The sequence below is a fragment of the Nocardia sp. NPDC057440 genome (assembly GCF_042802915.1).
In the GTDB taxonomy this organism is placed as follows: Bacteria; Actinomycetota; Actinomycetes; order Mycobacteriales; family Mycobacteriaceae; genus Nocardia.
This window is the reverse complement of record NZ_JBHVDF010000003.1, coordinates 407,884-433,892: the sequence shown is the minus strand read 5'-3', so window position 1 is coordinate 433,892 and position 26,009 is coordinate 407,884. Positions and strand designations below refer to the sequence as shown.

The following is a 26,009-nucleotide window of genomic DNA, read 5'->3' as shown; positions in this document are numbered from 1 at the left end:
TTGTCAGTGTTCGTGGACATTGGTGCCCGGTGCCGGACCAACCGGCGGCAGACCCTCGGCGCCGAGTTGTTGCGGCGCGGGCTTGTCCGGCCCGGCGCGTTCGGCCAGCCAGGCGACGTAATCGGGCCACCAGGAGTCCGAGGCCTGCGCTGCGGTTTCCAGCCATTCCTCGGGGCTCTCCGCCTCGGCGGGTCCGAATCGGAAGGACGCCTTGGGATTTCCCGGCGGATTGACCAGTGCCGCGATATGCCCGCTGGTCGACAGGACGTAACGTTGCTGCTTGCTACCCAGCAGACGCGCGCTGCGATAGGTGGCCTGCCACGGGCTGATGTGGTCGGCGATGCCGCCGATCACATACGAATCGACGCAGACCTTCGACAGATCGATCGGCGAGTGCAGCATGCTTACCTCGCCCGGCTTGGTCAGCGAATTGTGCAGGCCGAGTAGCACCATGTCGCGGTGCAGGGTCGCGGTCATGCGCGTGGTGTCCGCATTCCAGAACAACACGTCGAATGCGGCGGGTGCCCGCCCCTGGATGTAGTTGTTCACCCAGTACCGCCAGATCAGATCGGTCGGTCGCAGCCAGGCGAATACTTCGGCAAGCGTCCGTCCGTCGAGATAGCCCTTGCGCGAAGACATCCTGATCGCCGCGTGCGCTTCCTTTTCCCCGATAGCGGCAGCGGCGAAACCCGCCTTGGACTGGTCGAGCACAGTCACCGCGAGGGTCAGGCCGGCCAGCCGATAGTCCTGGCCGATATCGGTGAGATGCGCGGCGACCATGGCCGCGAGGATGCCGCCGGAACAGCTCGCCATCACATGGGTGCGCTCGGTGCCCGCGATCCGCTCCACCGCGTCCAGTGCCTCGACAATTGCGGCGCCGTAGCTGTCGAATCCCCAATCACGGTGCCGGGCATGTGGATTGCGCCAGGAGATCGCGAAAACCTGCTGGCCTTGTCGCAGGAAATACTCGATCATGCTGCGTCCGGGCGCGATGTCCATGACATAGAACTTGTTGATCACCGGCGGCACCATCAACAGCGGCACGGTGCGGACCGTCGATGTCTGCGGGGTGTACTGGATCAACTCGAACATCCGGGTCTTCAGCACCACGGCGCCTGGTGTCGTGGCGATCGTCTCGCCGACCGCGAACGCATCCGGCTCGACCATCGCGGGAACCCGTGGCCGCGAGGCGATATCGCGCAGGAATCGGCGCAGTCCACGGGCGGCGCTCGAGCCGCCGGTGTCGATCATTGCTTTCCAGCCGAGTGGGCTGAGCAGCGGATTGTTGCTGGGCGAACCGCCCTCGATCACGTTGTCGAGGACGAATTTCATCCGTTCGGCGTCGCGCCAGTCCAGATCGGCGTCCTGGTAGAGCGTTTCGGCGGTCTCGGACGCCGCGAGATAGGCCTGCACGACGCGGTGCAGCAGCGGATTCTGTTGCCACGCCGGATCGGCGAAGCGCTTGTCGTATCTCGCCGGTTCGCGGGTGGATGTACCGCGCGCGATATCGCCGAGTTCTTTGGCCAGTGACCAGCCGCGCTCGGCGAGCGTGCCGGGCTTGCCTGCCAGATTGGCCGCCAGATGCGCCCAGGAGGTGTTGGGCGTCATGCGCCTGCGCAAGCCGAGGGCAGGGCCGAGCAGCAACAGGTCGAGCGGTGCGGCGAGCTCATCCGCGCCGCGTGCGGTGGTGGGTGGGTAATTACGTTCGGTATCAACGGTATTCGTCACGATGGACTTCTCTCAGGTGGTCGTTCGACGGTGGCCGCGTCACATATCCATGCCGCCGTTGACGCTCCACACCTGCCCGGTGATGTAGGCGGAGGCGTCGGCGGCCAGGAAGTGGACGACCCTGGCGATCTCTTCGGGTCGGCCGGCCCGGCCGACGGGGATCTGCGCAGTCAGCTTGCCCATCACTTTCTCCGGGATGTGGGCGGTCATCTCGGTGGCGATCAGGCCCGGCGTCACCGTGTTCACGGTGATACCGAGGCCGTCATCGGTGCGCTTTCCGGACTTGGCGAGCTGGTAGGCGGCCTCTTTGGCCAGGGTCTTCGTCAAACCGAAGAGCCCGGACTTCGACGCGGCATAGTTGGCCTGGCCAATATTGCCGGTCTCACCGACCACCGAAGACACGTTGACGATGCGTCCGGTCCCGCGTTCGGTCATGTGCGCCAGCGCGGCTTGGGAGAGGAAGAAGGCGCCGGACAGATTCACCGCGAGCACGGTGTACCAGTCCTCCTCGGTCATCGCGGCCACTGTCTTGTCCATGGTGATACCGGCGTTGTTGACCAGAATGTCGAGTCGCCCATGGGTATCGATCACTTCGGCGATGGTGCGGCGGCAGTCGGCGGCGGAGCCGACATTGCCCGGATGCGCCGAGGCGGCGGCACCGTGTGCTTGGGTTGTCTCCGCCAGCTCGGTGACGAATCGTGCGGCGCTGTCTCTGTTGCGGCTGTAGCCGACGGCCACAGTCGCCCCCTGGTCGGCGAGACTGCGGGCGATCGCGGCGCCGATGCCTCGGGTGCCGCCGGTCACGAAAGCCACCCGACCGGTGAGTTTTCCGCTGATCTGGGTGGGGCTGGCGATGTCCTGTACGTCCAATGCGGTCATTTTCGATGCTTTCTGCGTTTTCCGAATTCTTTGTATGCCGCACCGTTGCTGGCTCACATCACTGTCGTCCGGAATTCGGCCGGGATCATCGTCTCGGAGAGACGAGATCGGTGGAATTCATTGGCGCGCGGACACAGACCTCATACCTGAGCACGGCTTGTCCTGCATCGATCGGTTGCCCGAGGGGGCATCGGTCTCGGTCGATCACAGTGCGCTGTGTAGGCCGAGATGGCGCAGTGCGGATTGTGCGGCATGGGCACCGCACATGCCATGTGCGCCCGGGCCGGGTGGTGTGGCCGCAGAGCAGATGTACATGCCGGGGACCCCGACGTCATAGGGCGACAGCGTGATGCGCGGGCCGAACACCAACTGTCGCATATCCTTGGCGCCGGTCATGATGTCGCCACCGATGTAATTGGGGTTGTAGACACCCATCTGGGTCGTCGTGCGGATGGCCTGCCCGACAATGTGGTCGCGGAAGCCGGGCGCGAACCGTTCGATCTGAGCGATGATCGCCGCAGTGGCGTCGCCGGTGTATCCGTTCGGCACGTGGGCGTAGGTCCACAGCGGGTGGATATCGCCGACCGACCGCTGTGGGTCGGCCAGATACTGCTGCCCGACGAGGACGAATGGCCGCTCCGGCATGCATCCGGCGTGAATTTCGCGCTCGCCCGCGGCGATCTCGGCGTAGGGGCCACCCAGATGCACGGTCCCGGCCAGGTGCGCGTCCGGATTGGTCCACGGCACACCGCCCTGGACCGCGAAGTCGACCTTGAACGCACCGGGGCCTTGCCGAAAGCGGCGGTATGCCTTGGCGATTCGCCGCGGCAGGCGATCGCCGAGGATTTCGGCCACAGCAGGTGGCGCGAGGTCGAACATCGTGATTTCGGCGGACGGCAGCTGGGAGATCGAGTCGATCCGGGTGCCTGTCTCGATTTTGCCGCCGAGGTCGGCGAGCTTCGTGGCGAGCGCATGGCTGATCGATCGCGACCCGCCCGCCGCGACCGCCCAACCGTGCCGATGCCCGGCGGTGATGATGCCGAGCCCGATCGCGGAGGTCAGCGGCTGGTGCAGCGGCCGGAAGGTATGTGCCGCGACGCCGCCGAACAATGCCCGCCCTTCCTCGGTGCGAAATAGGTGGGCCAGTATCGAGGCGGGCAGCATGGTCGGCGCGCCGAACCGCGCCAACGTCAACGGATGGTGCGGGAACCGCAGCAGCGGGCCCATGATGTCCTCCGCGAGTGCGTCGAAGCGCGCCGACGGGCGACCGAAGGCCAGTTGCCAGCGTGCACCATCGCGACCGAGTCCGGCCGCGGTGGCCGAGACCGAACGACGCAGGACGCCCGCCGTGCCGCCGTCGAGCGGATGCACGCAATCGATCTCCGGCAACCGCCAGGACAAGCCGTACCGCTCGAGGTCCAGCTCGTTGAGGAATTGCGAGCCGACGGCCATCGGGTGGGTGGCCGAGCAGTGGTCGTGCAGCAGGCCGGGCACGATCGCCTCGCTCGAGCGGGTGCCGCCGCCGATCTCTTCCGCGGCCTCCAGCACGGTGACCTGCACGCCCGCCGCCGCGAGCGCGACAGCGGCGGCCAGCCCGTTGGGTCCGCTGCCCACCACTGTCGCGGTGGTCACGCCAGTGCTCCGTGTCCGTGCTCCTGCTCGTCCCGGATAACCGGTGCGGCAGCGGGTTTGGGTGCGGCAGCGGGTTTCGGCGAAGTGAGCGACCAGCTCACCTCGGTCGGGATGGGGCCGTTGGGCAGCCATGGCTGCTCGGCGACCGCGTCCGCGACCTTCCAGGTGCCGCGCTCGATCACGCCGAGTGCCGCGTCGATCACCTTGTAGTGCTGTACCTTGCTGCCGACGGCCTGCGATTCGACCCACACCACGATCAGCTCGCCGGGCTCGAATCGCGCCTCGGTCTGCACCGCCCGGATCAGATCTTCGTTGTGCAGGTGGCCGTCGCCGAAGTTGAACCCGATCAACGAGTTGCAGATGAACTCCGCCTCACGCACCGTTCGAGTCTCGATATCGGGCAAGGACTTCAGCAGTATCGAGAACAGGCCGCGGCCCTGACTGTGCATGGTGCGCCAGGCGATGGTCTGTTGCATGGTGATCTCCGACCATTGCGGTTCGTAGCCGAACTCGATGAACTGGTCGACCTGGTTCTTGGCCGACCGGGTCACTCGATCCAGCTTGGCCTCGGCTCCGGGTGCAAACGCCCACACCGCCGACGCCCAGTTGCCCGCGTACTGCCGCATCGAGGGCAGGAACGACACTTTGTCGGGCCGGAAATTGCCCAGGATCGGGAAGAACACGAGGCCTGCCACGATCGCCACGGTAAGCCACGGCGAGGACATATCGGTGACGGCGTAGCCGTGCCAGTTGGGGAACCCGAGGAACAGGAAGATCGTCGTGTAGGCGAACAACACATTCCACTCCAGCGGCACCGCAAGCGGGAAAGTCGAGACGATGAACAGATGGAATACCACCATGGCGGTCGCGGCGGCCGCGGTAAGCCAGATATTCGGTGAGAAGAACAGTGTCAACGGCGCGACGATTTCCACGAAGGTGCCGCCGATATGGGCCATCAGGTCCGCTACCCGCGACGGCCGCAGATCGCGCGGATAGTCGCGGTAGTGCGCCCGCTTGAGCCACTTGAACGGCACCGACGGGCTATTGCTGACCATCGGCGGGACCACATTGGCGAAATGTTTGCCGAACTTCGACAGGCCCGCACCGACCCAGACGACCAGGATCAGCAGCTTCAGCGCGATGATCATGTCGACGAACGGCAGCACGGTGAAGAAGAACAGCGCGGGCAGGTATTGCTCACCGCGGGCGGCGAGGAAGATCGTCTTATCCCGCAACCCCGTGAGCACCAGCAGCACGATCGCGGGTGCGACCAGCGCCGGGTTCACCAGGCCGGAGGTGTTGCCCGGGACCGCGGCCGAGAGCGAATCGCTGTGCACGCCGGGCAGCACCAGCGCCACCGCCACCGAAACCAGCATCGCCAGGTAGAGCACGACATCGAACCAGGAGCGCCGATCACCGCCGGTGAACGGTACCCAGCGCCACGGCCGCAGCCGGATGGTGCCCGGCCTGGCCCAGAACAGAATGCCACCGGTCATCGGCTTCACTTTGCCCGCGAGCGGCCCCCAGGAGCCTGCGACGCCGATCGCTTCGAGCAGCACCGTCCACAGCACGGCCTTCTGGTAGACGATCGGCTGGTCCCACCACTGCGAAACATGCCAGAACGCGGGCAGATCCGATGTCACCGTCGCCACGACGACACCGCCGAGCGCATAGAACAGGATCAGCTTGACGATGTAGATCGTGTGCACCATGCGTGGCGAACCGAATCCGTGCTCGGCCCAGTTGACGGCGAGAATGCGCATCCGCTCCATGAGCGGCTGCCGCAGAAATGTTTCCGGATCGACGGCGGGGAGATCCGGCTTCGTGAAACTCATGATGAACTCCTAATTTTCGGTGCGGGTGAGGAGGCGTCTGCTCGAGCGCGCGGCGGTGACAGCGATGTGCGCAGCGAAGGTTTGTCGATCTTGCCGACAGCGTTCTTCGGGAGCTCGTCGAGAATTGTGATGGTCACGGGCAGTTTGAATTTCGACAGCGATCGGCGTGCGTGCTCGTGGATTCGCTCGGCGTCGATCGTCGCGCCGGAATTGAGCGAGACGAACAACACCGGCTGCTCGCCGTAGACCGGGTCGGCGCGGCCGACGACGGCGGCTTCGGCGATCTCGGCCAGTTGATAGACGACCGTCTCGATCTCCTTGGGATAGATGTTCTCGCCGCCGCGGATGATCATGTCCTTGGCGCGGTCGAGCAGCACGAGATAGCCGTCCTGGTCGATGCGCCCGATATCGCCGGTGTGCAACCATCCGCCCGCGAGTGCCGCGGCGGTCTCGTCGGGGCGATTCAGGTAGCCGCGCATGACATTCGGTCCATGCACGAGCACCTCGCCCGGCTCGCCGTCGGGCACCGGGAGGTCGTTCCAGTCGACGATCCGGATGGTCTGGCCCGGCAGCGGCAGCCCGACAGTGCCCGGCTTGCGCTTGCCGCCGATCGGGTTGACAGCGCTCGCGCAGGATCCCTCCGAGAGTCCATAACCCTCGACAATGGGTATGTCGTAACGGCTTTCGAATTTCTCGAGCAGTTCGACGCTGGCGGGCGCCGCGCCGCATACCCCGAACCGCACCGCCGAAGTATTCGGTGTCACGTCCGTGGGCAGATCGGCGAGCATCGTGTACATCGTCGGTACCGCGGAGAAGTAGGTCGCCCCGCTCTGCTCGATCCGCTCGAAGAACGTCTTCGGGCTGAACCGGCCCGCGATCGTAGTCCGGCCGCCGGCCAGCAGCGGCGAAAGTGTACTGACGACAATGCCGTTGACGTGAAACAGCGGCAGGATCAGCAGGCTGTGGTCGGCGCTCGTCAGCTCGAATGCGTCGATCACCATGCGGCACATCGCATTCAGGTTCGCGTGGTCGAGCATGACGCCCTTCGGGCGACCGGTGGTGCCGCTGGTGTAGATCAGCAGTGCGAGCGCGTGCTCCGACTGCTCGACCGGATCGGCTGCGGCCGGACGTTCCGCGGTCAGCTCGCGCACCGGCAACAGCGCGGGGGTTTCCCACTCGACCTGACTGTCGGTGACGAGCACCTTCGCACCCGCGTCGGCAACCTGATAGGCGATCTCGGCGGGGACGAGCGCCGGGCTGAGCGGAGTGACGGCCGCACCGATCCGCCATGCGGCGAACAGGGTGACGACGAGCCCCGCGGTATTGGGCAGCATCACCGCGACCACATCGCCGGCACCGATGCCATGAGTGCGCAAGGTGGCCGCGGCCCGCTGTACCGATTCCAGAAACTGGATGTTGGTCAGATCGAGGTCGTCGTCGGCGATGCTCGGCCCGTTCGGGTCCTGGGAGGCGCGGAGATCTGGGAGTGCCGAAAGATTCATGGACTGGTCCTGGCTGGCGGTTTCGAGGGGATGTATCAACGGTAGGAATCGGACATACCGTCCACACCGTCGCGAGTCGACGAAGTCCGCGGCCGCGGTTGTCGCGGGAAGACAATGCCCAGGAAATCGGCCCCGTGGTGCGGGCGGCGTTCTAGTGTTCAGGTATGGCTGACCGGCGACGGTTCGACGAGGCAGTCGTCAGCGAGCACGCCGCGGCGATCGTGGGGCAACTCCGGGCCCGGCTCGGCGAGGTTTCCCGATCCATTCAGCAGTCGCTGGCCGCCGAGATATCCGATTTGCGGGGTGATTCCCAACTGGTCGAATTACTGGGCGCCAGCGTCGAGGGAAATATCGATACGGTCTTCCGTGCGCTGCGCTACGACATCCCGATCGAGCGGGTCGAACCACCGACCGCGGCGCTCGAATATGCGCGACGACTGGCTCAGCACGACGTACCCGCGAATGCGCTGGTACGCGCCTACCGGCTCGGTCAGCAGGCATTGCTCGACCTGATCCTGGAGGAGATCCGCGCCGCCGAATTCGAACCGGCACTGAGTCTGGATGTCTATGAACGGATGACGACAGTCATCTTCTCCTACATAGACTGGATAACTCAGCAGGTGGTCGGGGTGTACGAGGTCGAACGGGATCTATGGTCGGAGAACCGCAATAGTCTGCGTGCCGTCCGCGTTCGTGAATTGCTCGACAACGGCGAGGTCGATCTGGACGCGGTGACCGCCGCAATCCGCTACCCGCTCCGGCGAATTCACCTCGCACTCATTCTCTGGTACCCGGACGACGCGAACGCAGGCAACGAGCTCGTGCGGCTGGAACGATTCCTGCGCGAACTCACCGAATCGATGCCGACCCAAGGAAAGGCGCTGTTCGTCGCCGCCGATCGGGTCAGCGGGTGGGCGTGGATTCCGCTCGGCTCCGAGGACGCGCCGTCGGCGGACGGCCGGATCCGCCGCTTCGCCGCCGACCGCCACGATGCCCCGTGCATCGCACTCGGCACGGCGTTGCCTGGTGTCGACGGATTTCGCCGCTCGCACCGCCAGGCCGGGAACGTGCGCAACGTCGCGATCGCCGCCGGACCGTGGGCACCGCGCGTCACGGCCTCGGGCGACCCGGGGCTCTCGGCCGCGGCCCTGCTCGGCGGCGACCTGGCCGAGGCGCGGGCCTGGGTGCACGACGTTCTCGGACCGCTGGCCACCCATTCCGACAACGATGCGCGATTGCGGGAAACCCTGCGCGTCTTCCTACATCACGGCGCGAGCTACAAGGCCGCCGCCGACGAACTGAACCTGCACTTCAATTCGGTGAAGTACCGCGTGCAGCGCGCTGTCGACCGCCGCGGCCGCCCGATTACCGAGGACCGTCTCGACATCGAACTCGCCTTGCTGATCTGTCACTGGTTCGGTCCTGTCGTATTGTGGCCGGTCGAGGATCGTGAGGCCGTGTCCTCCGGCGCCAGGCACCGCCCCCATCCGTAACCGGACGGGACCATCGAGTCCGCTGCTGCGATCTGGAGATACCTCGCGAAAACTGCTGTTCGGCAGCGGGTTTCCGTGCGAGAGCGGTCGCCTGGGTGACGAGCTTCCTGGACTCGGCGCGGTCCTGATCGGTACGGTCGTCATCCTTGCGATCTCGGGGTCGACCAACCCGAGTGACCGAGACCCGCGATGAACAGGTCACGGTCCGCATCAGCCCGCTGCTCGGCGAACGAATCCGGCCGCCCCGCGTGCGGATGCCTCGAGGGCTGGGTGTGGGGCGGCGCGGCGTGCCTACTGTGCGGTGGTCTGCCGCCTCGGCAGCGTCCAGCCCGGTCGCGGGAAGTGGCAGGTGTAGCCGTCCGGGTAGCGCTGCAGGTAGTCCTGGTGCTCGGGCTCGGCCTCCCAGAACTCGCTCGCCGGGGTCACCTCGGTGACCGCCTTGCCCGGCCACAGGCCCGAGGCGTCGACATCGGCGATGGTGTCCAGCGCGACACGGTGCTGATCGTCGTCGAGATAGAAGATTCCCGAACGGTAGCTGGTGCCGATGTCGTTGCCCTGACGGTCCTTCGTCGACGGATCGTGGATCTGGAAGAAGAACTCCAGCAACGCCCGATAGTCCGTCCGCGTCGGGTCGTAGACGATCTCCACGGCCTCCGCGTGGCCCGGGTGATTGTGGTAGGTGGGGTGGTCATTGCGTCCGCCGGTGTAGCCGACTCGCGTCGACACCACCCCTGGCTGCTTACGGATCAGGTCCTCCATGCCCCAGAAGCACCCGCCTGCCAGAATCGCCTTGCGCGTGTCGGTCACGCCTGCTCCTTCGTGAAGAGAGTCCGGTACTGCCCATAGCCTGCTGCCTCGAGGTCGTCGAGGTGGATGAACCGCAGCGCCGCCGAATTGATGCAGTACCGCAGGCCGCCCTCGGCGGGTGGCCCGTCGCTGAACACATGCCCGAGATGGCTGTCACCGTGCACCGAACGCGCCTCGGTGCGGATCATCAAATGACTGAAGTCCCGCTTCTCGACCACATTCGCGGCGTCGATCGGTTTGGTGAAACTCGGCCATCCCGAGCCACTGTCGAACTTGTCGATCGAGGCGAACAACGGCTCACCGGACACCACATCCACATAGATACCCGGTTCATGGTTGTCCCAGTACTCGCCCGTGAACGCCCGCTCGGTCCCGTTCTCCTGCGTGACGTGATACTGCTCCGGCGACAGCGCGCTGACCGCGGCGGGGTTCCTGTTGTATTCCTGTGCCACATGACCTCCTCATATCGACGCCACGTACAACCTTGGCCGCGGCCCGGAAAGTCCCACCCAGCGGTGGCGTCACATTTCGGGTCACACATCGCTCGGGTCGGCCGCGCGTCATCGCGGTCTCGTCGGGGCGTCATCAGCGCCACGGCCTTGCGTACCCGGATCGGTGCGGCATCCCACTTCCCGGTCGGCAGGACGAGAATCGGTGAGCTCTGGTGTTCTCCGTCCGTCGCGCAGGGTGGTCAGCGGTCGAACTTGGCGCGCTTGTAGTCGCCGTAGGGCTCGTCGCGTTCGCGGACGGCTTCGCGGAAACCGACAGTGGCCGAACGCAATTGGAAGGCATAGCCCTCGCGGGTGTGGCGGGAGATGCCGTCGAAGACGGTGCTGATCATGGCGGAGTTGGCGACGCCCTGGGACTGCAGTGCCGAATTGAGGGCGAGTTTGGCCATCATCAGTTGGTTGACCGGCATCCGGGCGATCCGCTCGACGAGGGCTTCGGTGCGTGCGTCGAGTTCATCGGCGGGCCACGATTCGACCGCGAGCCCCCATTCCTCGGCCTGTTTGCCGCTGAGGCAGTCGCCGGTGAAGAGCAGTCGTTTGGCGCGCTGGTCGCCGAGCCGGTGTGCCCACATGCCTGCGGCGGGGATGCCCCAGACTCGGGTGGGCGGATAGCCGATTTTGGTGTCGTCGGCGCAGATGATCTGGTCGGCGTACAGCGCGATGTCGGTGCCGCCCGCGATCGCGAAGCCGTGGAGTTTGGCCACGGTGGGTTTGTTGGCGTGCATGAGGCTGGCGAAGCCGCGATTGAATCGGCTCATCATCGCGTAGTCGATCATCGGATCCCAGGTGCCCCACGGGTTGTGGTTGACCGCCTGCACCACCGGGTCGGCAACGGTGCCGGTGGTATCGACGGCGGCGTCGGCGCCGCCGAAGCCTTGTTCGGCGAACATGTCCAGGTCGTAGCCGCCGCAGAAACCCTTGCCGCGCCCCGACACCACGATCACGTGCACCCGCGGATCCAGATCGGCGCGCTCGACCGCGTGCGCCAGATCGATCGGGGTGTCGGGGGTGATGGTGTTGCCCTTCTCCGGACGGTTGAAGGTGATTCGCGCGATGCGGCCGTCGCGCTCGTAGGTGAGCGTCCGGTATTCGCGATCGCCGCCGGGCTCGGGTCGATTTTGCCAGGGCGAATCGGGCGCCTCTGTCCAGTTCTCATACCACGCTGCCGGGCGCTGTCCGGAATGAGTGTTGTTGTCGGTCACGGGTTTTCCCTTCGCTGGGGGCGGAATTACGGCAGGTGCCGCCGCGTCCGGGTCGGCCCGACGAAGCCGGGCGTTCGTATGGAGCTTGACCGATCGTGGCATTGACAGTCAATAGTGACTGTGAAATTCTCGGGCGTCGAGGCCGAACACAGCGAAAGGCCGGCATTGACCACACGCGACGCACAGAAGCGAGCCACCCGGGCCCGCATCCTCGACGTGGCAACCCAGCTATTGGTCGAGCGCGGCTACTCGGCCCTGACCACGGTCGCCGTCCAGCACGCGGCCGGTCTCAGCCGCGGCGCGCTCCTGCACCACTTCCCGACCATCCATGATCTGTCGAAGGCGCTGATCGCCAATCTGGTCGAGCTGAACGAGCATGCGGCGCGCGCCGCCGCGGCACGGCTCGGGGACTCCGCCGACCCGGTGCAACGCGCGTTGACGGCACTGCACGAGACGATGACGCGACCGCCCGCGCAAGCGGAGTTCGAGTTGTGGGCGGCCGCGCGCACCGACCCCGACCTGGCGGTGGTGCTGCTCGCGGCCGAGCGCGCGGCGGGCCGCGATCTATTCCGCGTTGTCGATGACCTGTTCGGCCCGCAGATCACCGCACGCCCCCGGTATCCGGTCGTCCGCGACCTCACCATCACGATGCTGCGTGGCACCGCGATCGCCAGGGTGCTGCACACCTCCGACACATCGGTCGAAACGACGCTGCGTCATTGGGCCGACGCCATCCGCGTGTTGCTGGCTGCCGACGCCGCGCCCTCGGCTGCGGAGGGTCCGGATCGATCGGGTGAGGTCGGCGGGAGGCGTTAGATCGGCGCCTGCCGTCCACCGGGCTACATCAATAGCAACGGAACCGTGTTGATGATGGAGTGCGCGGCCACCAACGCCCACACATTGCGATACCGAGCCCAGAGGTACCCGGCGAACAGGCCGTAAGCGCCTTGGAATGCCACGATGGCCCCCAGCGTGAGCGGCAGTCCGCTCAATGCGGCCGAACCCTGTCCGTGTGTCGGGAGGTGCAGCCAGGCAAACAGCAACGCGGCGAGCACGATTGCCTGCCAGCGGCCGAGCAGCGCCTCCAGCCGGGTCTGCAGCATGACGCGGTAGAACACTTCCTCGCAGATATTGGCGGTCAACATGGTCACCGTGGCGCCGATGACCAGCACCACCGGATCCGGATAATCCTCAGCACTCGGGAGCGGACCGGAGAACGGCCCCACCAGACTGAAGTAGCCGAAGGCCAGTAGTGCGGGAATCGGTGCGAGCCAGCGCCACCCGCGGCGCGGCCACCACACGTGCTGTTCCCGGCGTGGCGCCGAAGTGTCACGCGCCGAGCGGAATGCCCGGAATGCGAGCCAGGGCAGCATCACAAAGAATATCGGCTTGCCGAGGGCCCATACGGTTTGGACGACGTCGGTCGACGTCCCCGCGACGACAAGCCCGAACAACACCAGCGGGATCAGCACCGCCACCCAGGCGACCACCGTGGTCTCCCTGACCAGCACCCGCCGGTCTCCGATGACCTCGGGCGCGAGCACCGTCGCGCGCGGCGGCACGAGTCGCACCAGCAGCAGCCCCGCGGCGACCGGCAACAACGCGCCCGCCAGCGGCAGCCGATCATCGGAGTCCGTGGACGGGACGATCGAATCGTGACCGCTGACGAGCAGGCCGACCACGGCGACGACGAATACCGCCAGCCCACCCGCGAGAACCAGGCCACCCCTGGTTCGCGCGCCGCGGCGCAGGGCGGACAAGCCGGCCGATCCGGTATCGGCATTCCGAACGTCGAGTCTGGGCAACAGAGCGGTCTCCTTCCAAGCACTGAACCGGTTGCGATCCAGCCTCGGCGACACCGGCTCCGGGCCGCAACCTCCTAAAGGAGGACCCGCTTTCGCCGCGACACGTTTCTGGAAGCGGAAGGCACCGTGTGCCCGTCATGATCGCAGCGACGGAAATCGGAGGAGACATGGGATTGCGACGGTGGGGACTGGGGCTGCTCGTAGCAGCCGGATTACTCAATGTGGTGCCGATGCTCGGCGCGGTATCGACACAGTGGGCCCGCGCGGCCTATGGAATCGATGCGGTGAGCAGTGATGTCGAAGTGCTGCTGCGACATCGGGGGTTGCTCTTCGGGATAGTGGGCGTCGGATTGCTCGTCGCAGTTTTTCGGCCGCATCTGCGCAACGCCGCGGTGACGGCGAATGCGACGAGCTTCGCGGGCTTCATCATCCTCGTGTTGACCCAGCCTTCGGGAAACTCGTCGCTCGCGCGGATCGCGTGGTTCGATGTCGCGGGATTGATCGCACTCGCCGCCGGGTTCGCGCTCGTGACGCGCAAGACGTCCGCTCCCGCATCGATCCGGGTGGCGGTGTCGTGATGAGGACCGCAGCGGTCGTCACTATCGGTGTGATGTTCTGTGCCATGGGCGTTTTCGCACTGCTCGCTCCGGCCGCGCTGGCCCGGCCGTTCGACATCCGAGTCGAGACGCCGAAGAGCCGTTCGGAGATCCGGGCCGTATACGGCGGATTCGGCATCGCGGTGGCGGCCATGCTGTGGTGGGCGGCCGCGGGCAGCACCGACCGCCACGCCGGAATGGTGATCGCTGTCGGAATCGCGTTGGCGGGCATGGCCTGCGGCCGGTTGGTGTCGCGGCTGCTCGATACCGCGACACCGTTCTATCCGATCTGGTTCTATTTCTGCGTCGAAGCGGTCGGTGCGGGATTGTTGATCGCGATCGCGTGAGGCGGTTGCGCGGTGCGATCATGACGCGTATGGCTCCGACGATCTGGCTGTGGCCCGGGCACGCCGCGTACCTCGGACCGTCATTTCATCTCGACGCGCACACCACTGCGGTGGATTGCTTCGCCATGGGGGTGGATGCTCCGTTCACGCTGCGCGTGCCGGAATGCGGTGAACGCCACGTCGGCAGTGCGTTGATTCCCGCGCGGACCAGGCATCAGATCGTCTCCGGCGAAGGTCGAATGCTGTTTTTGTACCTCGACCCGGGCGCGGCGCGTGGCCGGAACCTCCGCGCCGCGATGCTCGACCAGTCACCGAGCATCTGTTTCCACCATCGAGCCGAGTCTGCGATCCGCGGCTATCTGCGTGACTCGGAGTCGCCGGATTCCGCAACGCTGCTCGAACGCGTTCTCGGAGCACCGGAACCTCCGATCATCGACGGACGCATCCGCGCCGCCATGCTCACGATCAGAGATCAACCGGCCGGCAATCCCACCGCCGCCGAACTCGCCGCCGCGGCGGGGCTGTCCACCTCCCGATTTCTCCATCTCTTCTCGGCACACGCGGGCACCAGTTTCCGCCGATACCGCGTGTGGGCACGAATGCTGTACGTCGCCAGGGCCGTAGGCAAAGGAATGGACCTCACCCGGGCCGCCACCGAGGCCGGATTCGCTTCGCCCAGCCACTTCAGCGACACATTCCACGCCATCTTCGGCCTGACCGCGACAGCCGTGATCTCGAGCGGCGTGCGCATCGTCGCCGAGGACTCGTGAACGAGATCGCCGCTATGCCTCACATCCCGAGCCGGCGGACCCGCCGCACGGTCATTGCGGTCCCGAGCGTTGCCGACCACGGCTGCCAGTGGCGCTCGGTCCACGTAACTGCCGCTGCCACTGAAGAACAAGCGCACTGCACCCCGCGAGCGGTGTCTGCTCGCGGGGTGCAGTGCGAGGCATGGACGACCGGCCCGTCGGCCGGTCGTCACGCCGTGATCAGGCGAGGTCGAACCGGTCCAGGTTCATCACCTTGGTCCACGCGGCGATGAAGTCCTCGACGAACTTCTGCTTCGCATCGTCGGTCGCGTAGACCTCCGCGAGAGCGCGCAGCTGCGAGTTCGACCCGAAGACCAGGTCGGCGCGGCTACCTGTCCACTTCACCTCACCGCTGCTGCGATCCTTGCCCTCGTAGGTCCCGTCGTCGGGCGACGTCGGCTCCCACTTCGTACCCATGTCGAGCAGGTTCACGAAGAAGTCGTTGGTCAACGACTCGGGGGTCGCGGTGAACACACCCAGCGGCGACTGCTTGTAGTTCGCGCCGAGTACGCGCAGCCCGCCGACGAGGACGGTCGTCTCCGGGCCGCTCAGGGTCAGCAGGTTCGCCTTGTCGATCAGCAGGTACTCGGCCGGGAGCCTGCTGGCCTTGCCGAGGTAGTTGCGGAAGCCGTCCGCGTTCGGCTCCAGCGCGGAGAAGGACTCCACATCGGTTTGCTCCTGCGTGGCGTCGGTGCGTCCCGGGGTGAACGGCACCTCGACGTCGTGGCCGGCGTTCGCGGCGGCCCGCTCGACGGCCGCGGACCCGGCGAGCACGACGAGATCGGCGAACGACACCCGCGTGTTCCCGGTCTGGGCCGCGTTGAAGGACTCCTGGATCCCCTCCAGCGTCCGTACCACCTGTGCGAGCTCGTCGGGGTTGTTGACCTCCCACCCGCTCTGCGGCTGGAGGCGGATACGTCCGCCGTTCGCGCCGCCACGCTTGTCACTGCCGCGGAACGACGACGCCGCCGCCCACGCGGTCGAAACAAGCTGCGAGACAGTCAGACCCGACGACAGGATCTGGCTCTTGAGGGCGGCGATGTCGGCTGCCCCGATGAGGTCGTGCGTCACCGAGGGGACGGGGTCCTGCCACAGCAGCGCCTCCTGCGGGACCAGCGGCCCGAGGTAGCGGACGATCGGTCCCATATCGCGGTGGGTCAGCTTGTACCAGGCCTTGGCGAACTCGTCCGCGAGCTCTTCGGGATGGTCGAGCCAACGCCGGGTGATCTGCTCGTAGACGGGGTCGACCCGCAGCGAGAGGTCCGTTGTCAGCATCACCGGGGTGTGGCTCTTCGACGGGTCGTGGGCGTCGGCCACGGTGCCCGCTCCGGCGCCGTCCTTGGGAATGTACTGCCACGCACCGGCGGGGCTCTTGGTCTTCTCCCACTCGTAGCCGTACAGGGTTTCGAGGAAGCTGTTGTCCCACTTGATCGGGGTAGGCGTCCAGGTGCCCTCCAGACCACTGGTGATCGCGTCCTTGCCCACACCGGTGCCGAAGGAACTCTTCCAGCCGAGGCCCTGTTCTTCCAAGGGAGCGGCCTCCGGCTCGGGGCCGACGAGGTCGGCATCGCCCGCACCGTGCGTCTTGCCGAAGGTGTGGCCGCCGACGATGAGCGCTGCCGTCTCGACATCGTTCATGGCCATGCGACGGAACGTCTCACGAATGTCGGTGGCCGCGAGGAGGGGGTCCGGGTTGCCGTTGGGCCCCTCCGGGTTCACGTAGATCAGGCCCATTTGGACTGCGGCGAGGGGGTTCTCGAGGTCCCGGGTGCCGGTGTACCGCGCGTCGGCGAGCCAGGTGTGCTCAGGACCCCAGTAGACGTCCTCCTCGGGCTCCCACTGGTCGACGCGGCCGCCGCCGAAGCCGAAGGTGTCGAAGCCCATCGACTCCAGCGCGACATTGCCCGCGTAGACGATCAGGTCGGCCCAGGACAGCTTCTTGCCGTACTTCTGCTTGACCGGCCAGAGCAGGCGGCGAGCCTTGTCGAGGCTGGCGTTGTCGGGCCAGCTGTTGAGCGGCGCGAACCGCTGCATGCCCGCGCCCGCTCCACCGCGACCGTCGTTGATGCGGTAGGTGCCCGCGGCATGCCAGGCCATCCGGATGAACAACGGGCCGTAGTGGCCGTAGTCGGCGGGCCACCACTCTTGTGAGGTCGTCATCACCTCCTCGATGTCCTGCTTCACCGCGGCCAGATCGAGGGTCTTGAATTCCGCGGCATAGTCGAAGTCCTCGCCCATGGGGTTGGCCACGGCGGGGTTCTTCTGGAGGATTTTCAGGTTGAGCTGGTTGGGCCACCAGTCACGGTTGCTGCCGCCCTCGGTCGGATACTTGAGGCGACCTGACGTGACGGGGCAACCACTCTCGGCGGGTTCGGTTTGCGCCTCTCCGATGGGCGGGTGTTCCTGGGGCACGGCAATTCCTTTCGGGAGTGAGTGAATCGGGCTGCGATCACTGGGGTGTTCGTGACGTTTGTTTCACGGAGCAGTCGGGGCACAGGCCCCAATAGATGACCTCGGCCTCATCGAGGATGAAACCGTTGTGGTCCGAGGCGGTCAGGCAGGGCGCCTCGCCGACGGCGCAGTCGACGTCGGTGATGACGCCGCACGACCGGCACACGAGGTGATGGTGGTTGTCACCGACGCGCGTTTCGTAGCGCGCCACCGTGCCCATCGGCTGGATGCGCCGCAGCAGACCCGCGGCGGTCAGTGCCCGCAGCACGTCGTACACGGCCTGATGGGACACCGCACCGAGGGTCTCGCGCACTCGACCGAGGATCGAGTCCGTATCGGAGTGCGGATAGTTGTGCACCGCCGTCAGCACCGCCAGCCGCGGCGCCGTCACGCGCAGAGCAGCCCCGCGCAGCATGCGCTCGAAATCCGATTTGGTGGACACATTCCGAAGTATGACTCATTCAAGTATTGGGCGGGGTGATTTCGGGGAAATTTTGTTCCGGTGCGGTGCGGTGGCTCATCCAGCGGGCCTGCTGCGGTCGTCGCGGTCGGCGAAGTTGGTCGGCACGGAGAGCGGGACGCGGGGGTACCCGGCGCGCGAACAGCGAAAACATCGTAGTCTTCGGTCGTGATGGCGCACGGCTTGTCAGGAGCATCCCGGTGGAACTGCGAGATATAGAGATCTTTCTGACCCTGGCCGAAGAGCTCCATTTCGGGAGAACCGCTTGGCGGCTGCATATCTCGCAGGCCCGCGTCAGCCAGTCGATCAAGAGCCAGGAACGTCGGATCGGCGGCCGCCTGGTCGACCGCTCCAACCCCCGCAACGTCCAGCTCACGCTGCTCGGTCGCCAGTTGCTTGCCGAATTGCAGCCGGCCTATCACGGTGTCATTCAGGCGATCGAACACGCCCGCCAGGCCGCCAGGGGTATTTCCGGTGTACTCCGCGTGGCCATGATCGGCTACAACCCCTATGACTACCAGCCGTTCTGGGATGTCTTCCGCAGCAGGTACCCGTCCTGGGAGCTGCAGATCCGCAGCAGCGAGTTCGGCGATCAGTTCGGACCGCTGTATCGCGACGAAGCCGACATCATCATCGCGTGGTTGCCCGTCGAAGAACCGGGCCTGACCGTCGGGCCGATCATCTCGGTGGAGCCGATGGTGGCAGTGATGCCCGATCATCACGAACTCGCGGGCGAGAAATGGGTGTCGCTGGAGGTCTTCGGCGACCGTGGCGTGCTCGAACCCAGCGCGCCGCTGCCCGACTATTGGGAGGACGCCGTGAGCCCCTTCCAGACTCCTTCGGGCAGGCCCATCCACCGCGTCGCCCCGATCTCGACGCTCGAAGACATTCTGACCACCGCCAGCACCGGCGGTATCTTCACCAGCGGCATGAGCCACATCGCCCGCTATTACAACCGTCCCGGCATCACCTACCTGCCGATCACCGATTCCGTCTTGGTCCGATGGGCGCCGGTCTGGCGCAGCGACCGGGAAACCGAGCAGGTCCGTGCCTTCGCCCGAGTCATCCAGGAGCTGGGACAGCTCGATCAGAGCTGAACTGTGTGCGTTCGAACGCCGCAAGAACGGCCACCCCAGCCGGGGTGATGACCGCCCGGCCAGGAGTGCCGGTCCATCGATCTACTCGCCTTAACCGACCGGCAAGCGCGTGTCGGTGGCAGCATGGAACATCAAGCGAATCGTGTCGAGCGCCGACCGTGCCGTCAACCCGACTTCGAATAGTTCGGATACCAGCGAGCCGGGCTCCGGTCGATCATCGAGATCGACGCATCGCACCTGGTGAGGCACACCCACTCTGATGAGGTCGCCACCATCGCCGACGCGCTCGCCGGACTCGGGTCGTCTCTCGAAAACAGCTGTACCACAACATATTCACTCCATCGAGGAAGGAACGACGATGACAGGAAACCCCTTGGGAATCGCGCTCGAGCAGGCAGCGCAGGAGTTCGTCGACGCGACCTCGCAGCCTCCGTTCCTCTACCAGTTGCCTCCGGACGAGGGCCGCAAGGCCGTGGATTCGGTACAGGACTCGCCGATCGACAAGCCGGCGATCGACGAGGAGTGGATCACCATCGACGGCGGCCCGACCGGCTCGGTGCGGGCCAGGATCGTCAAGCCGCAGGGTGTCACCGAGACCTTGCCGGTGCTCATCTACACCCATGGCGCCGGTTGGGTGTTCGGCGACGCGCACACCCACGACCGTCTGGTCCGGGATCTCGCCGTCGGAGTGCACGCGGCGGTCGTGTTCCCCGAATACGACCGCTCACCGGAGGTGCGATACCCGGTGGCCAATGAACAGTCCTACCGGGTGGCCCAGTGGGTCACTGCGCACGGCGCCGAGAAGGCGCTGGACCCGTCCCGGATCGCGATCGCGGGTGATTCGGTCGGCGGCAACATGGCCATCGCGCTGACGCTGATGGCCAAGGAGCGTGGCGACGTCTCGTTCGCGCAGCAGGTGCTGTTCTATCCGGTCACCGACGCTAGCTTCGATACCGGCTCCTACCAGCGGTTCGCCGAAGGGTACTTCCTCACCCGCGAGGGCATGCAGTGGTTCTGGGACCAGTACACCACCAGCGCGGAGGACCGCGCGCAGATCACCGCGTCGCCCTTGCGCGCCACCACCGAGCAACTGTCTGGCCTCCCGCCAGCACTGGTGATCACCGCCGAAGCCGACGTGCTGCGTGACGAGGGCGAAGCATTCGCGGCCAAGCTGCGCGCGGCGGGCGTCCCCGTGATCCAGGCGCGCTACGGGGGCATCATCCACGACTTCGTCATGGTCAACTCGATGCACGACACCCATGCCGCCAAAGCCGCTGTCGCCCAAGCTGTTGCGGTGCTTCGGGCCGCCTTGCACCCGGCCTGATCCGCGCGCCGACCCACGCTGCCGATGTCCCCGCCGACGCCGCCGAGTTGATGACCGCGACCCAGTGGCCCCTGTGCGGCCGCGCGAGCCGGCTCGGACGGCCGCACGTGGCGTGGCGCCGTCCGTTGTAGTCCTCTCGTCCTGTGCGCCAGGCACTTTCGCTCAATGGCCACGATAGGGAATCTTTCTCGCCGGCGAGCTCGGCGGTTGCCGGTGCTGGGAGGTTGTCGACGGACTGTGTAAGGTGTCGGTCGTGCCAAGGCTGCTTCTCACGCGAAATCGGGTCGTCGACCTGCTTCGCGTCGTGGCCTGTGCGTGTTGCCGGTGACGCTGCATATCTTCCACCGCACCACGATGCCAGGAGCGCTCTGTGACGACGTCCCTTCCGGTGAACCTCAAGCACACCAAGGACATTCATCCCGATATTGATTTTCCACTACTCAACGATCTCGTCCGTGCGGAACGACCACTGTGGACGCCGGACGAACTGCACGAGCTGACCAGCGCGGTGACACGCGAACTGGCCGAACCGCTGCTCGGCATCGTGCGATTCGACTCTCTTCAGCGCTGGTGGACGCGGCTCGCACTGACCATGGGCGTCGAACTGTGGCTGTTGTCCTGGACCACCGGACAGGGCACCGAACCACACGACCATGGCGGCGCATCCGGTTCGTTCACGGTCTTGCGCGGCGAACTGCACGAGGAATTCGCGTTCCCGAACGACCGGGTTCGGACCGCCGAGCGGCGCGCGGGTGCCACTGTCGCGTTCGGGCCCAGCAGAGCGCATCTGCTCCGCAACGTCGCCGGGGAGCAGACCGCGACGGTGCACGCGTATTCCCCACCCCTGCGGCCGATGCGCGAGTACCGCGCCCTGACGGATTTCGCGGGCGTATGAGCGCCGAGGAGATGCTCGCGCGAGCCCGTGAGCACCTGGTTCGAGTCGACCCGGAACAGGCCGAGGCGTTGCGAACGGCCGGAGCCCTGGTGGTGGACATCAGGCCCTACGCGAATCGGTCCGCCGAGGGCGAGATTCCTGGCTCGGTGGTGGTCGAGCGGATCGTGCTGGAATGGCGTCTGGACCCACACGGCGAGCACCGCCTGCCCGGCCTCACCGAGGATTCCGCGGTGGTGATCCTGTGCAACGAGGGTTACGCCTCCAGTCTGGCCGCCCGTGACGCACGCGAGTTGGGGTTGCGAAACGCCACGGACCTCATCGGTGGGTTCCGTGCGTGGAAGGCGGCCGGTTTGCCGGTGATTGCCGGAGGAACACCGGCTGTGCCATAACGTTCAGAACCGCGACTCGGCTGACGAGCCGCGGGACCAGGGCTGCTGCGATCGCGGCGATTCCGCAGGCGGTTTCCGAATTGCCTCTGAATACTCCTGGTTTGTGACTATCGGATACGCGACATTCACTGCTGTGCCGGAAATGTGATGTCACTTCGGATCGGGCCGGGTGGATGATCCACGGTCTTCGATCGCCGGTGCCGGTTTACCGAACCTTGCGCAGGTATTCGGTCGGGCGATGTTATTTCGTCCCTCGCTCAGAGATTGCGCGGTCAGTCGCCGGAATTCGGCTCGATAAGCCGGAGTCTCCGCTGTCGGTGCGAACAAAGGCGTAGCGTCTGTCCGGCAGCGTGTTCGCGATTTTCGTGATCGCGCGAACAGCCGACCCGGAACGGGACGGACGTCGAGGCTGATGGAGGCCTTTCGATGTCGACAGTGGTCAGTTCTCGCATGGTGCTACCTGGGAGCGAAACCCGGTGTGGCTCATGAAATTGTCTGTGTCGCTGGCTCGGCAGGTTTCGGTGGCGCGAGCCGAAGCCGCCACCGGTTGGTTACGCGCGACGCCGTCCGGTCGCACCCTGTGGCGCGTGGTCGACGGCCTGGTGGCGATTCAGGTCGTCGATCGGTCGTTGGCGCTTGCGGCGCAGATTTTCACCTCGGTGTTACCGGTGATCATCGCCGCGTCGGTCTTCAGCGGCTGGCATGCGGCGGCCGATACCGTCAGCGACCAATTCGGCTTCAACTCCGCATCGTTGTCCACCGGTGACACCGACGCGCCGATGGATCCATCCTTCGCCGCGTTCGGGGTGGTGGGATTGGTGATGGTGGTGCTCGGCGGTACCTCGTTCGCTCGCGCGCTCGGCCGGGTCTACGGGGCGATATGGCAGGTGCCGTCGATGGGCCCGCGAGATGCCTGGCGGTGGGTCGCTACGCTGCTCGCGGTCGCGCTCTGCGCTGCACTGGTCGGGCAGACCCGAGGCCTTACCCACATCCGCTACGCGGGTCGCCCGCTCGCTCTGGTCGGCGAGGTCGCCATCTGGACATTCGTCTGGACGCTCGTGCCGTTGCTTCTCACGAAGGGCGCGCTGACCGGGCGCCTGCTCTGGGTCTCCGCCCTCCTCACCGCCGTCGGTTTGACTTCGGTGCATGTGGCAGGCCGTATCGTTCTACCTCGCATCACAACGAACGCCCAGCACCATTTCGGACCGCTGGGACTCGCATTCACCTCGGTCAGTTGGCTTTTCGTCATGTCGTTGGTGATAGTGGGCGCAGCATCGGTTGTGAAATCTTTCGCGTTGGACGAGACCTGCGTCGGTCGCTATCTGCGGGGCCCGGATTCCGGCGGCCCGGATGACGATTCATCGTGACAAATGACTAGGCGAGCGCCGCGCTGTTTGGTGCGCTGGAATTCTGTCCCCGTAATCGTTCCTTCGTCGCATGACCGCGGCCATCGGAAGATCTCGGCCGGACGTCGACGCACCGTCGGGGTCGATTCCCCGCTCCCACGGGTGCCACCCAACCGGCTTGCTGGGGCGATCTCTCGCGCTCGGTAACTCTCTTCATTGATCGGCAGGAGGCAGGGTGACCGCGAAGCGGGCGCCGCCTTCGGTGCTCGCACCCACCTGGATCTCGCCGCCGTGACGCTGGACGACGTCGCGGACGATGGCGAGACCGAGTCCCGCGCCGCCGTCGTCGCGGCTGCGTGCCTCGTCGAGCCGGACGAACCGCTGGAAGATCCGGTCCCGATGGGACTCCGGCACACCGCTGCCGTCGTCGCTCACCGCCAATACCACCGCACCTTCGGTGCGCGTCAGCGTGACGCGCACCGCGCCTGCGGCGTGGCGCTGCGCGTTGTCGACGAGGTTGGCCAGCACGCGGCTGAGCTGAATCCGGCTGCCCCGCACGGCGACACAGTCGTCGGGTATCTCCACGTGGACCGCGTGGCGGTCGCCGTTGCGGTGGGCCAATTCGTCGCGGGCCAGCGCGGCGAGGTCCACGAGGTCCCTGCGGGGTTGTTCGCCGGCGTCGAGGCGGGCCAGCAGCAGGAGATCGGCGGCGAGATGTTCCAGTCGCACGGAATCGGCGATCAGTCCATCCAATTCGAGTAGTTGCGGATGGGCCTGGGCGACCTCGAGTTGGGTGCGCAGGCTCGCGATGGGGCTGCGCAACTCGTGCGCGGCATCGGCGATGAAGCGGCGCTGGCGTTGGGCGGATTCCTCCAACGCGGTCAGTGTGGTGTTGGTTGTGGTTGCGAGCCGGGCGATTTCGTCGTGTGAGGCGGGCACCGGCACCCGGCGGGAGAGGTCGCCGCCCATGATTTCGGCGAGTTCGCTCCGGATCGCCTCCACCGGGCGCAGGGCACGTCTGGTGACCAGCCAGGTCACGCCCGCGACGAGGGCGAGCAACGGAACCAGACCGATCGCCATGGCACGGCTGACGCCGGAGACAGCGTTGTCGGCGATAGCGAGGGAGGCGCCGGCATAGATGGTGATGTGCTGTCCGCGCGGGATGTCGACGTCGAGGGCGGCGACCCGGAAGTCGTGGCTTCCGGTGTCCTCATGGGCCACCGGAAGTCGCATATCGCGGAACGCGATGGTGCCCGAGCCGGGCGCGGCTACCGGCTCCGGCTCGTCCTCGTCGTCCTCGTCGTCTTCATCCTCCGATTCGGCGGTAGGGGAGAACTCGGCCATGGGCCCGTGGCCGAGGAGATCGTCATCGGCTGCCAAGACCCGCCCGTCGGCCGAAACCACCTGCACCGGTTGACTGTCCGCGTCGGGCAGCTCCAGATTCGCGAAGTCGGTCCCGGCGGCCAGTTGGGCGGCGACGTGCCGTGCGGTCGACTCCGCCTGCAGACCTGCGCTGTCGACCAGGTTGTGCCGCAGCACCGCGAGCACGCCCAGCCCGGCGGCCACCAGGGCGATCGCGACGACGGCGGTGGCCATCGCGGTGGTGCGGGCGCGGACCGAACTCCACCATCGTGACCGGTCAGCCACGATCGGCCACCAAGCGGTATCCGGCGCCACGCACGGTGGTGATCGACCGACGCCCGAACGGCGCGTCGATCTTTCGCCGCAGCGTGCTGATGTACACCTCGACAATGTTGGGGTCGCCGTCGTAGGCGAAGTCCCAGACATGCTGGAGGATATCGGATTTCGACACTATCGCCCCCGCGTGCACGGCTAGGTATTCCAGGACCGCGAGCTCCTTCGCGGTCAACGTCACCTCCTGCGTCCCTCGGCGGCAGGTGTGGGTGTTCGGGTCGACTGTCAGGTCGCCGACGCTCAACACCGGTGCGCCGCCGCGGGTTCTGCGGCGCAGCAGGGCGCGAACACGAGCCAGCAGCACCACATAGGAGAACGGCTTGCTGAGATAGTCGTCGGCGCCGGTGTCCAGCCCTTCCGCTTCGTCGTATTCACCGTCCTTCGCGGTGAGCATCAGCACCGGTGTCTCGTCGCCCGCGGCGCGCAGTTCGGCACACACTCGGTAACCGTTCATGCCGGGCAACATGATGTCCAGGAGGACCAGGTCGTAGTCGCCGGTCGTCGCGCGATGTAGACCGTCGATTCCGTTATGGACGACATCCACCGCAAAACCCTCTGCCGCAAGCCCCTTGGCCAAGGTCTCGGCCAGGCGCTGCTCGTCTTCCACGATCAGCAAACGCATGCGCACAGCCTGGCAGACCGTTCCTGAAACGGATTTCAGGTGCCTTCAGGCTGCCTTCAGCCACATCCTGCCAATGTGCTCATCAGCTTCGAGACAGCCACTCTCACAGGAGGTTTCATCATGGATCCCATTCTCCGTCGCATACTCGCAGGTCTGCGCTGGCTGCTCGTCGGCGCGGCGGTGGCGGCCCTCTTCGTCGGCGGCGCTGTGGCGATAGGCGCGAGCACCGATAGCCGGTGGCACGACCAGCACGCAGTCGCCTTGTTCCCGCCGGACCACGACTGGGTGCTCACCGCGGCCCCGACGATCGACAGGCAGCAGGCCATCGACAAGGCGCTCGGGGTGGTGCCGGGCAGCACGGTGACCTCCGCGGAGCTCGACGCCGACCAGGGCGCCACGGTCTGGGAGGTCGAACTCAGAGCGCCCGACGGCATCGAGTACGAGGTGACGATCGACTCCAACAGCGGCGCCGTGCTCGGCCGGGCGCAACAGGATTGACAGCCGGGCGGGTGGGTGGTTTAGTCATCTGCGGCGGCCGGCGCAGCTGAGAGATAAAAACACGCAGGGCGAGGTATAAGAAAGAAAA

The 26,009-nt window shown here is 66.2% G+C and carries 24 protein-coding genes; 11 read left to right on the top strand and 13 right to left on the bottom strand.

What is annotated here, in order from left to right; all coding sequences use genetic code 11:
• Window positions 1–3: 3 nt before the first annotated feature.
• The 5 genes from ACFU4Z_RS08520 to ACFU4Z_RS08500 form a co-directional block, all read right to left on the bottom strand.
• Window positions 4–1,728 (bottom strand): PHA/PHB synthase family protein, encoded by a 1,725-nt coding sequence (locus ACFU4Z_RS08520; protein WP_379060767.1) that lies wholly within the window; start codon window positions 1,726–1,728, stop codon window positions 4–6.
• Between the two features lie 39 nt (window positions 1,729–1,767).
• A complete protein-coding gene (locus ACFU4Z_RS08515) occupies window positions 1,768–2,607 on the bottom strand; it encodes a 3-oxoacyl-ACP reductase family protein (protein ID WP_379060766.1) in 840 nt (279 codons plus the stop codon).
• A gap of 204 nt (window positions 2,608–2,811) precedes the next feature.
• Window positions 2,812–4,239: a phytoene desaturase family protein gene (locus ACFU4Z_RS08510; protein WP_379060765.1), complete on the bottom strand. Its 1,428-nt coding sequence runs from the start codon at window positions 4,237–4,239 to the stop codon at window positions 2,812–2,814.
• Window positions 4,236–6,074, bottom strand: coding sequence for a DUF3556 domain-containing protein (locus ACFU4Z_RS08505; protein ID WP_379060764.1), 1,839 nt, complete (start codon window positions 6,072–6,074; stop codon window positions 4,236–4,238). Before ACFU4Z_RS08505 ends, ACFU4Z_RS08510 begins: the two co-directional genes overlap by 4 nt.
• Window positions 6,071–7,576 carry a class I adenylate-forming enzyme family protein gene (locus tag ACFU4Z_RS08500; RefSeq protein WP_379060763.1) on the bottom strand — a complete coding sequence of 502 codons (1,506 nt, stop codon included), beginning with the start codon at window positions 7,574–7,576 and terminating at the stop codon, window positions 6,071–6,073. The genes ACFU4Z_RS08505 and ACFU4Z_RS08500 overlap by 4 nt, the downstream gene beginning before the upstream one ends.
• A gap of 164 nt (window positions 7,577–7,740) precedes the next feature.
• Between ACFU4Z_RS08500 and ACFU4Z_RS08495 the strand changes: the two genes are divergently transcribed.
• Window positions 7,741–9,069, top strand: a complete 1,329-nt coding sequence (locus ACFU4Z_RS08495) for a PucR family transcriptional regulator (RefSeq protein ID WP_379060762.1) — start codon at window positions 7,741–7,743, stop codon at window positions 9,067–9,069.
• 291 nt (window positions 9,070–9,360) lie between these two features.
• Here the strand turns inward: ACFU4Z_RS08495 and msrA are convergent, their stop codons facing one another.
• The 3 genes from msrA to ACFU4Z_RS08480 all read right to left on the bottom strand — a co-directional run bounded on the left by msrA (window position 9,361) and on the right by ACFU4Z_RS08480 (window position 11,587).
• The gene (msrA, locus tag ACFU4Z_RS08490; protein WP_379060893.1) at window positions 9,361–9,828 is read right to left on the bottom strand and encodes a peptide-methionine (S)-S-oxide reductase MsrA; all 468 of its coding nucleotides are present in this window, start codon (window positions 9,826–9,828) and stop codon (window positions 9,361–9,363) included.
• Between the two features lie 44 nt (window positions 9,829–9,872).
• Entirely contained in the window at window positions 9,873–10,328 is a 456-nt protein-coding gene (gene msrB / locus ACFU4Z_RS08485) for a peptide-methionine (R)-S-oxide reductase MsrB (RefSeq protein ID WP_379060761.1), read from the bottom strand.
• A 239-nt stretch (window positions 10,329–10,567) separates the two neighbouring features.
• Window positions 10,568–11,587: a crotonase/enoyl-CoA hydratase family protein gene (locus ACFU4Z_RS08480; RefSeq protein WP_379060760.1), complete on the bottom strand. Its 1,020-nt coding sequence runs from the start codon at window positions 11,585–11,587 to the stop codon at window positions 10,568–10,570.
• A gap of 114 nt (window positions 11,588–11,701) precedes the next feature.
• Between ACFU4Z_RS08480 and ACFU4Z_RS08475 the strand changes: the two genes are divergently transcribed.
• Window positions 11,702–12,403, top strand: coding sequence for a TetR/AcrR family transcriptional regulator (locus tag ACFU4Z_RS08475; RefSeq protein ID WP_379060759.1), 702 nt, complete (start codon window positions 11,702–11,704; stop codon window positions 12,401–12,403).
• 23 nt (window positions 12,404–12,426) lie between these two features.
• Here ACFU4Z_RS08475 and ACFU4Z_RS08470 read toward each other — a convergent pair whose 3' ends face one another.
• Entirely contained in the window at window positions 12,427–13,392 is a 966-nt protein-coding gene (locus ACFU4Z_RS08470) for a CPBP family intramembrane glutamic endopeptidase (RefSeq protein ID WP_379060758.1), read from the bottom strand.
• 167 nt (window positions 13,393–13,559) lie between these two features.
• On the opposite strand from ACFU4Z_RS08470, the gene ACFU4Z_RS08465 reads away from it, so the two are divergent.
• From ACFU4Z_RS08465 to ACFU4Z_RS08455, 3 genes are read left to right on the top strand one after another with little or no spacing between them, the layout of a single operon-like run.
• Window positions 13,560–13,970, top strand: coding sequence for a hypothetical protein (locus tag ACFU4Z_RS08465; RefSeq protein WP_379060757.1), 411 nt, complete (start codon window positions 13,560–13,562; stop codon window positions 13,968–13,970).
• Window positions 13,970–14,335, top strand: a complete 366-nt coding sequence (locus ACFU4Z_RS08460; protein WP_379060756.1) for a DUF4345 domain-containing protein — start codon at window positions 13,970–13,972, stop codon at window positions 14,333–14,335. The genes ACFU4Z_RS08465 and ACFU4Z_RS08460 overlap by 1 nt, the downstream gene beginning before the upstream one ends.
• Window positions 14,336–14,355: 20 nt before the next feature.
• Entirely contained in the window at window positions 14,356–15,105 is a 750-nt protein-coding gene (locus ACFU4Z_RS08455; RefSeq protein WP_379060755.1) for a helix-turn-helix domain-containing protein, read from the top strand.
• 219 nt (window positions 15,106–15,324) lie between these two features.
• Here ACFU4Z_RS08455 and katG read toward each other — a convergent pair whose 3' ends face one another.
• Window positions 15,325–17,556: a catalase/peroxidase HPI gene (gene katG, locus ACFU4Z_RS08450; protein WP_379060754.1), complete on the bottom strand. Its 2,232-nt coding sequence runs from the start codon at window positions 17,554–17,556 to the stop codon at window positions 15,325–15,327.
• Window positions 17,557–17,593: 37 nt separating this feature from the next.
• Window positions 17,594–18,010 carry a Fur family transcriptional regulator gene (locus ACFU4Z_RS08445; RefSeq protein ID WP_379060892.1) on the bottom strand — a complete coding sequence of 139 codons (417 nt, stop codon included), beginning with the start codon at window positions 18,008–18,010 and terminating at the stop codon, window positions 17,594–17,596.
• A 245-nt stretch (window positions 18,011–18,255) separates the two neighbouring features.
• Here ACFU4Z_RS08445 and ACFU4Z_RS08440 point away from each other — a divergent pair, with 245 nt between their 5' ends.
• From ACFU4Z_RS08440 to ACFU4Z_RS08420, 5 genes are all read left to right on the top strand, one after another.
• Entirely contained in the window at window positions 18,256–19,152 is an 897-nt protein-coding gene (locus tag ACFU4Z_RS08440) for a LysR family transcriptional regulator (RefSeq protein WP_379060753.1), read from the top strand.
• Between the two features lie 358 nt (window positions 19,153–19,510).
• Window positions 19,511–20,476 carry an alpha/beta hydrolase gene (locus tag ACFU4Z_RS08435; RefSeq protein ID WP_379060752.1) on the top strand — a complete coding sequence of 322 codons (966 nt, stop codon included), beginning with the start codon at window positions 19,511–19,513 and terminating at the stop codon, window positions 20,474–20,476.
• A 370-nt stretch (window positions 20,477–20,846) separates the two neighbouring features.
• A complete protein-coding gene (locus tag ACFU4Z_RS08430; protein ID WP_379060751.1) occupies window positions 20,847–21,371 on the top strand; it encodes a cysteine dioxygenase in 525 nt (174 codons plus the stop codon).
• On the top strand, window positions 21,368–21,760 hold the full coding sequence (locus ACFU4Z_RS08425) for a rhodanese-like domain-containing protein (protein ID WP_379060750.1): 393 nt from the start codon (window positions 21,368–21,370) through the stop codon (window positions 21,758–21,760). The genes ACFU4Z_RS08430 and ACFU4Z_RS08425 overlap by 4 nt, the downstream gene beginning before the upstream one ends.
• Window positions 21,761–22,245: 485 nt before the next feature.
• Window positions 22,246–23,127, top strand: coding sequence for a hypothetical protein (locus ACFU4Z_RS08420; protein WP_379060749.1), 882 nt, complete (start codon window positions 22,246–22,248; stop codon window positions 23,125–23,127).
• 192 nt (window positions 23,128–23,319) lie between these two features.
• On the opposite strand, the gene ACFU4Z_RS08415 is transcribed toward ACFU4Z_RS08420, so the two are convergent.
• Together ACFU4Z_RS08415 and ACFU4Z_RS08410 are read right to left on the bottom strand one after the other, a co-directional pair.
• Window positions 23,320–24,753, bottom strand: a complete 1,434-nt coding sequence (locus ACFU4Z_RS08415) for an ATP-binding protein (protein WP_379060748.1) — start codon at window positions 24,751–24,753, stop codon at window positions 23,320–23,322.
• Complete coding sequence (locus ACFU4Z_RS08410) at window positions 24,746–25,423, bottom strand: response regulator (RefSeq protein ID WP_379060747.1); 678 nt, start codon at window positions 25,421–25,423, stop codon at window positions 24,746–24,748. The genes ACFU4Z_RS08415 and ACFU4Z_RS08410 overlap by 8 nt, the downstream gene beginning before the upstream one ends.
• Before the next feature lie 120 nt (window positions 25,424–25,543).
• On the opposite strand from ACFU4Z_RS08410, the gene ACFU4Z_RS08405 reads away from it, so the two are divergent.
• Entirely contained in the window at window positions 25,544–25,921 is a 378-nt protein-coding gene (locus ACFU4Z_RS08405; protein ID WP_379060746.1) for a PepSY domain-containing protein, read from the top strand.
• The last annotated feature ends 88 nt before the right edge of the window (window positions 25,922–26,009 follow it).

What these genes read in the sequence shown, in the direction of transcription:
- ACFU4Z_RS08465 (WP_379060757.1), top strand. Translation starts at nt 13,560, where the DNA reads ATGGGATTGCGACGGTGGGGACTGGGGCTGCTCGTAGCAGCCGGATTA.
- ACFU4Z_RS08455 (WP_379060755.1), top strand. Translation starts at nt 14,356, where the DNA reads ATGACGCGTATGGCTCCGACGATCTGGCTGTGGCCCGGGCACGCCGCG.
- ACFU4Z_RS08460 (WP_379060756.1), top strand. Translation starts at nt 13,970, where the DNA reads ATGAGGACCGCAGCGGTCGTCACTATCGGTGTGATGTTCTGTGCCATG.
- ACFU4Z_RS08435 (WP_379060752.1), top strand. Translation starts at nt 19,511, where the DNA reads ATGACAGGAAACCCCTTGGGAATCGCGCTCGAGCAGGCAGCGCAGGAG.
- ACFU4Z_RS08420 (WP_379060749.1), top strand. Translation starts at nt 22,246, where the DNA reads ATGAAATTGTCTGTGTCGCTGGCTCGGCAGGTTTCGGTGGCGCGAGCC.
- ACFU4Z_RS08445 (WP_379060892.1), bottom strand. Translation starts at nt 18,010, where the DNA reads ATGCTGCGCGGGGCTGCTCTGCGCGTGACGGCGCCGCGGCTGGCGGTG.
- ACFU4Z_RS08515 (WP_379060766.1), bottom strand. Translation starts at nt 2,607, where the DNA reads ATGACCGCATTGGACGTACAGGACATCGCCAGCCCCACCCAGATCAGC.
- ACFU4Z_RS08500 (WP_379060763.1), bottom strand. Translation starts at nt 7,576, where the DNA reads ATGAATCTTTCGGCACTCCCAGATCTCCGCGCCTCCCAGGACCCGAAC.
- ACFU4Z_RS08505 (WP_379060764.1), bottom strand. Translation starts at nt 6,074, where the DNA reads ATGAGTTTCACGAAGCCGGATCTCCCCGCCGTCGATCCGGAAACATTT.
- ACFU4Z_RS08495 (WP_379060762.1), top strand. Translation starts at nt 7,741, where the DNA reads ATGGCTGACCGGCGACGGTTCGACGAGGCAGTCGTCAGCGAGCACGCC.
- ACFU4Z_RS08425 (WP_379060750.1), top strand. Translation starts at nt 21,368, where the DNA reads ATGAGCGCCGAGGAGATGCTCGCGCGAGCCCGTGAGCACCTGGTTCGA.
- ACFU4Z_RS08410 (WP_379060747.1), bottom strand. Translation starts at nt 25,423, where the DNA reads ATGCGTTTGCTGATCGTGGAAGACGAGCAGCGCCTGGCCGAGACCTTG.
- ACFU4Z_RS08405 (WP_379060746.1), top strand. Translation starts at nt 25,544, where the DNA reads ATGGATCCCATTCTCCGTCGCATACTCGCAGGTCTGCGCTGGCTGCTC.
- msrA (WP_379060893.1), bottom strand. Translation starts at nt 9,828, where the DNA reads ATGGAGGACCTGATCCGTAAGCAGCCAGGGGTGGTGTCGACGCGAGTC.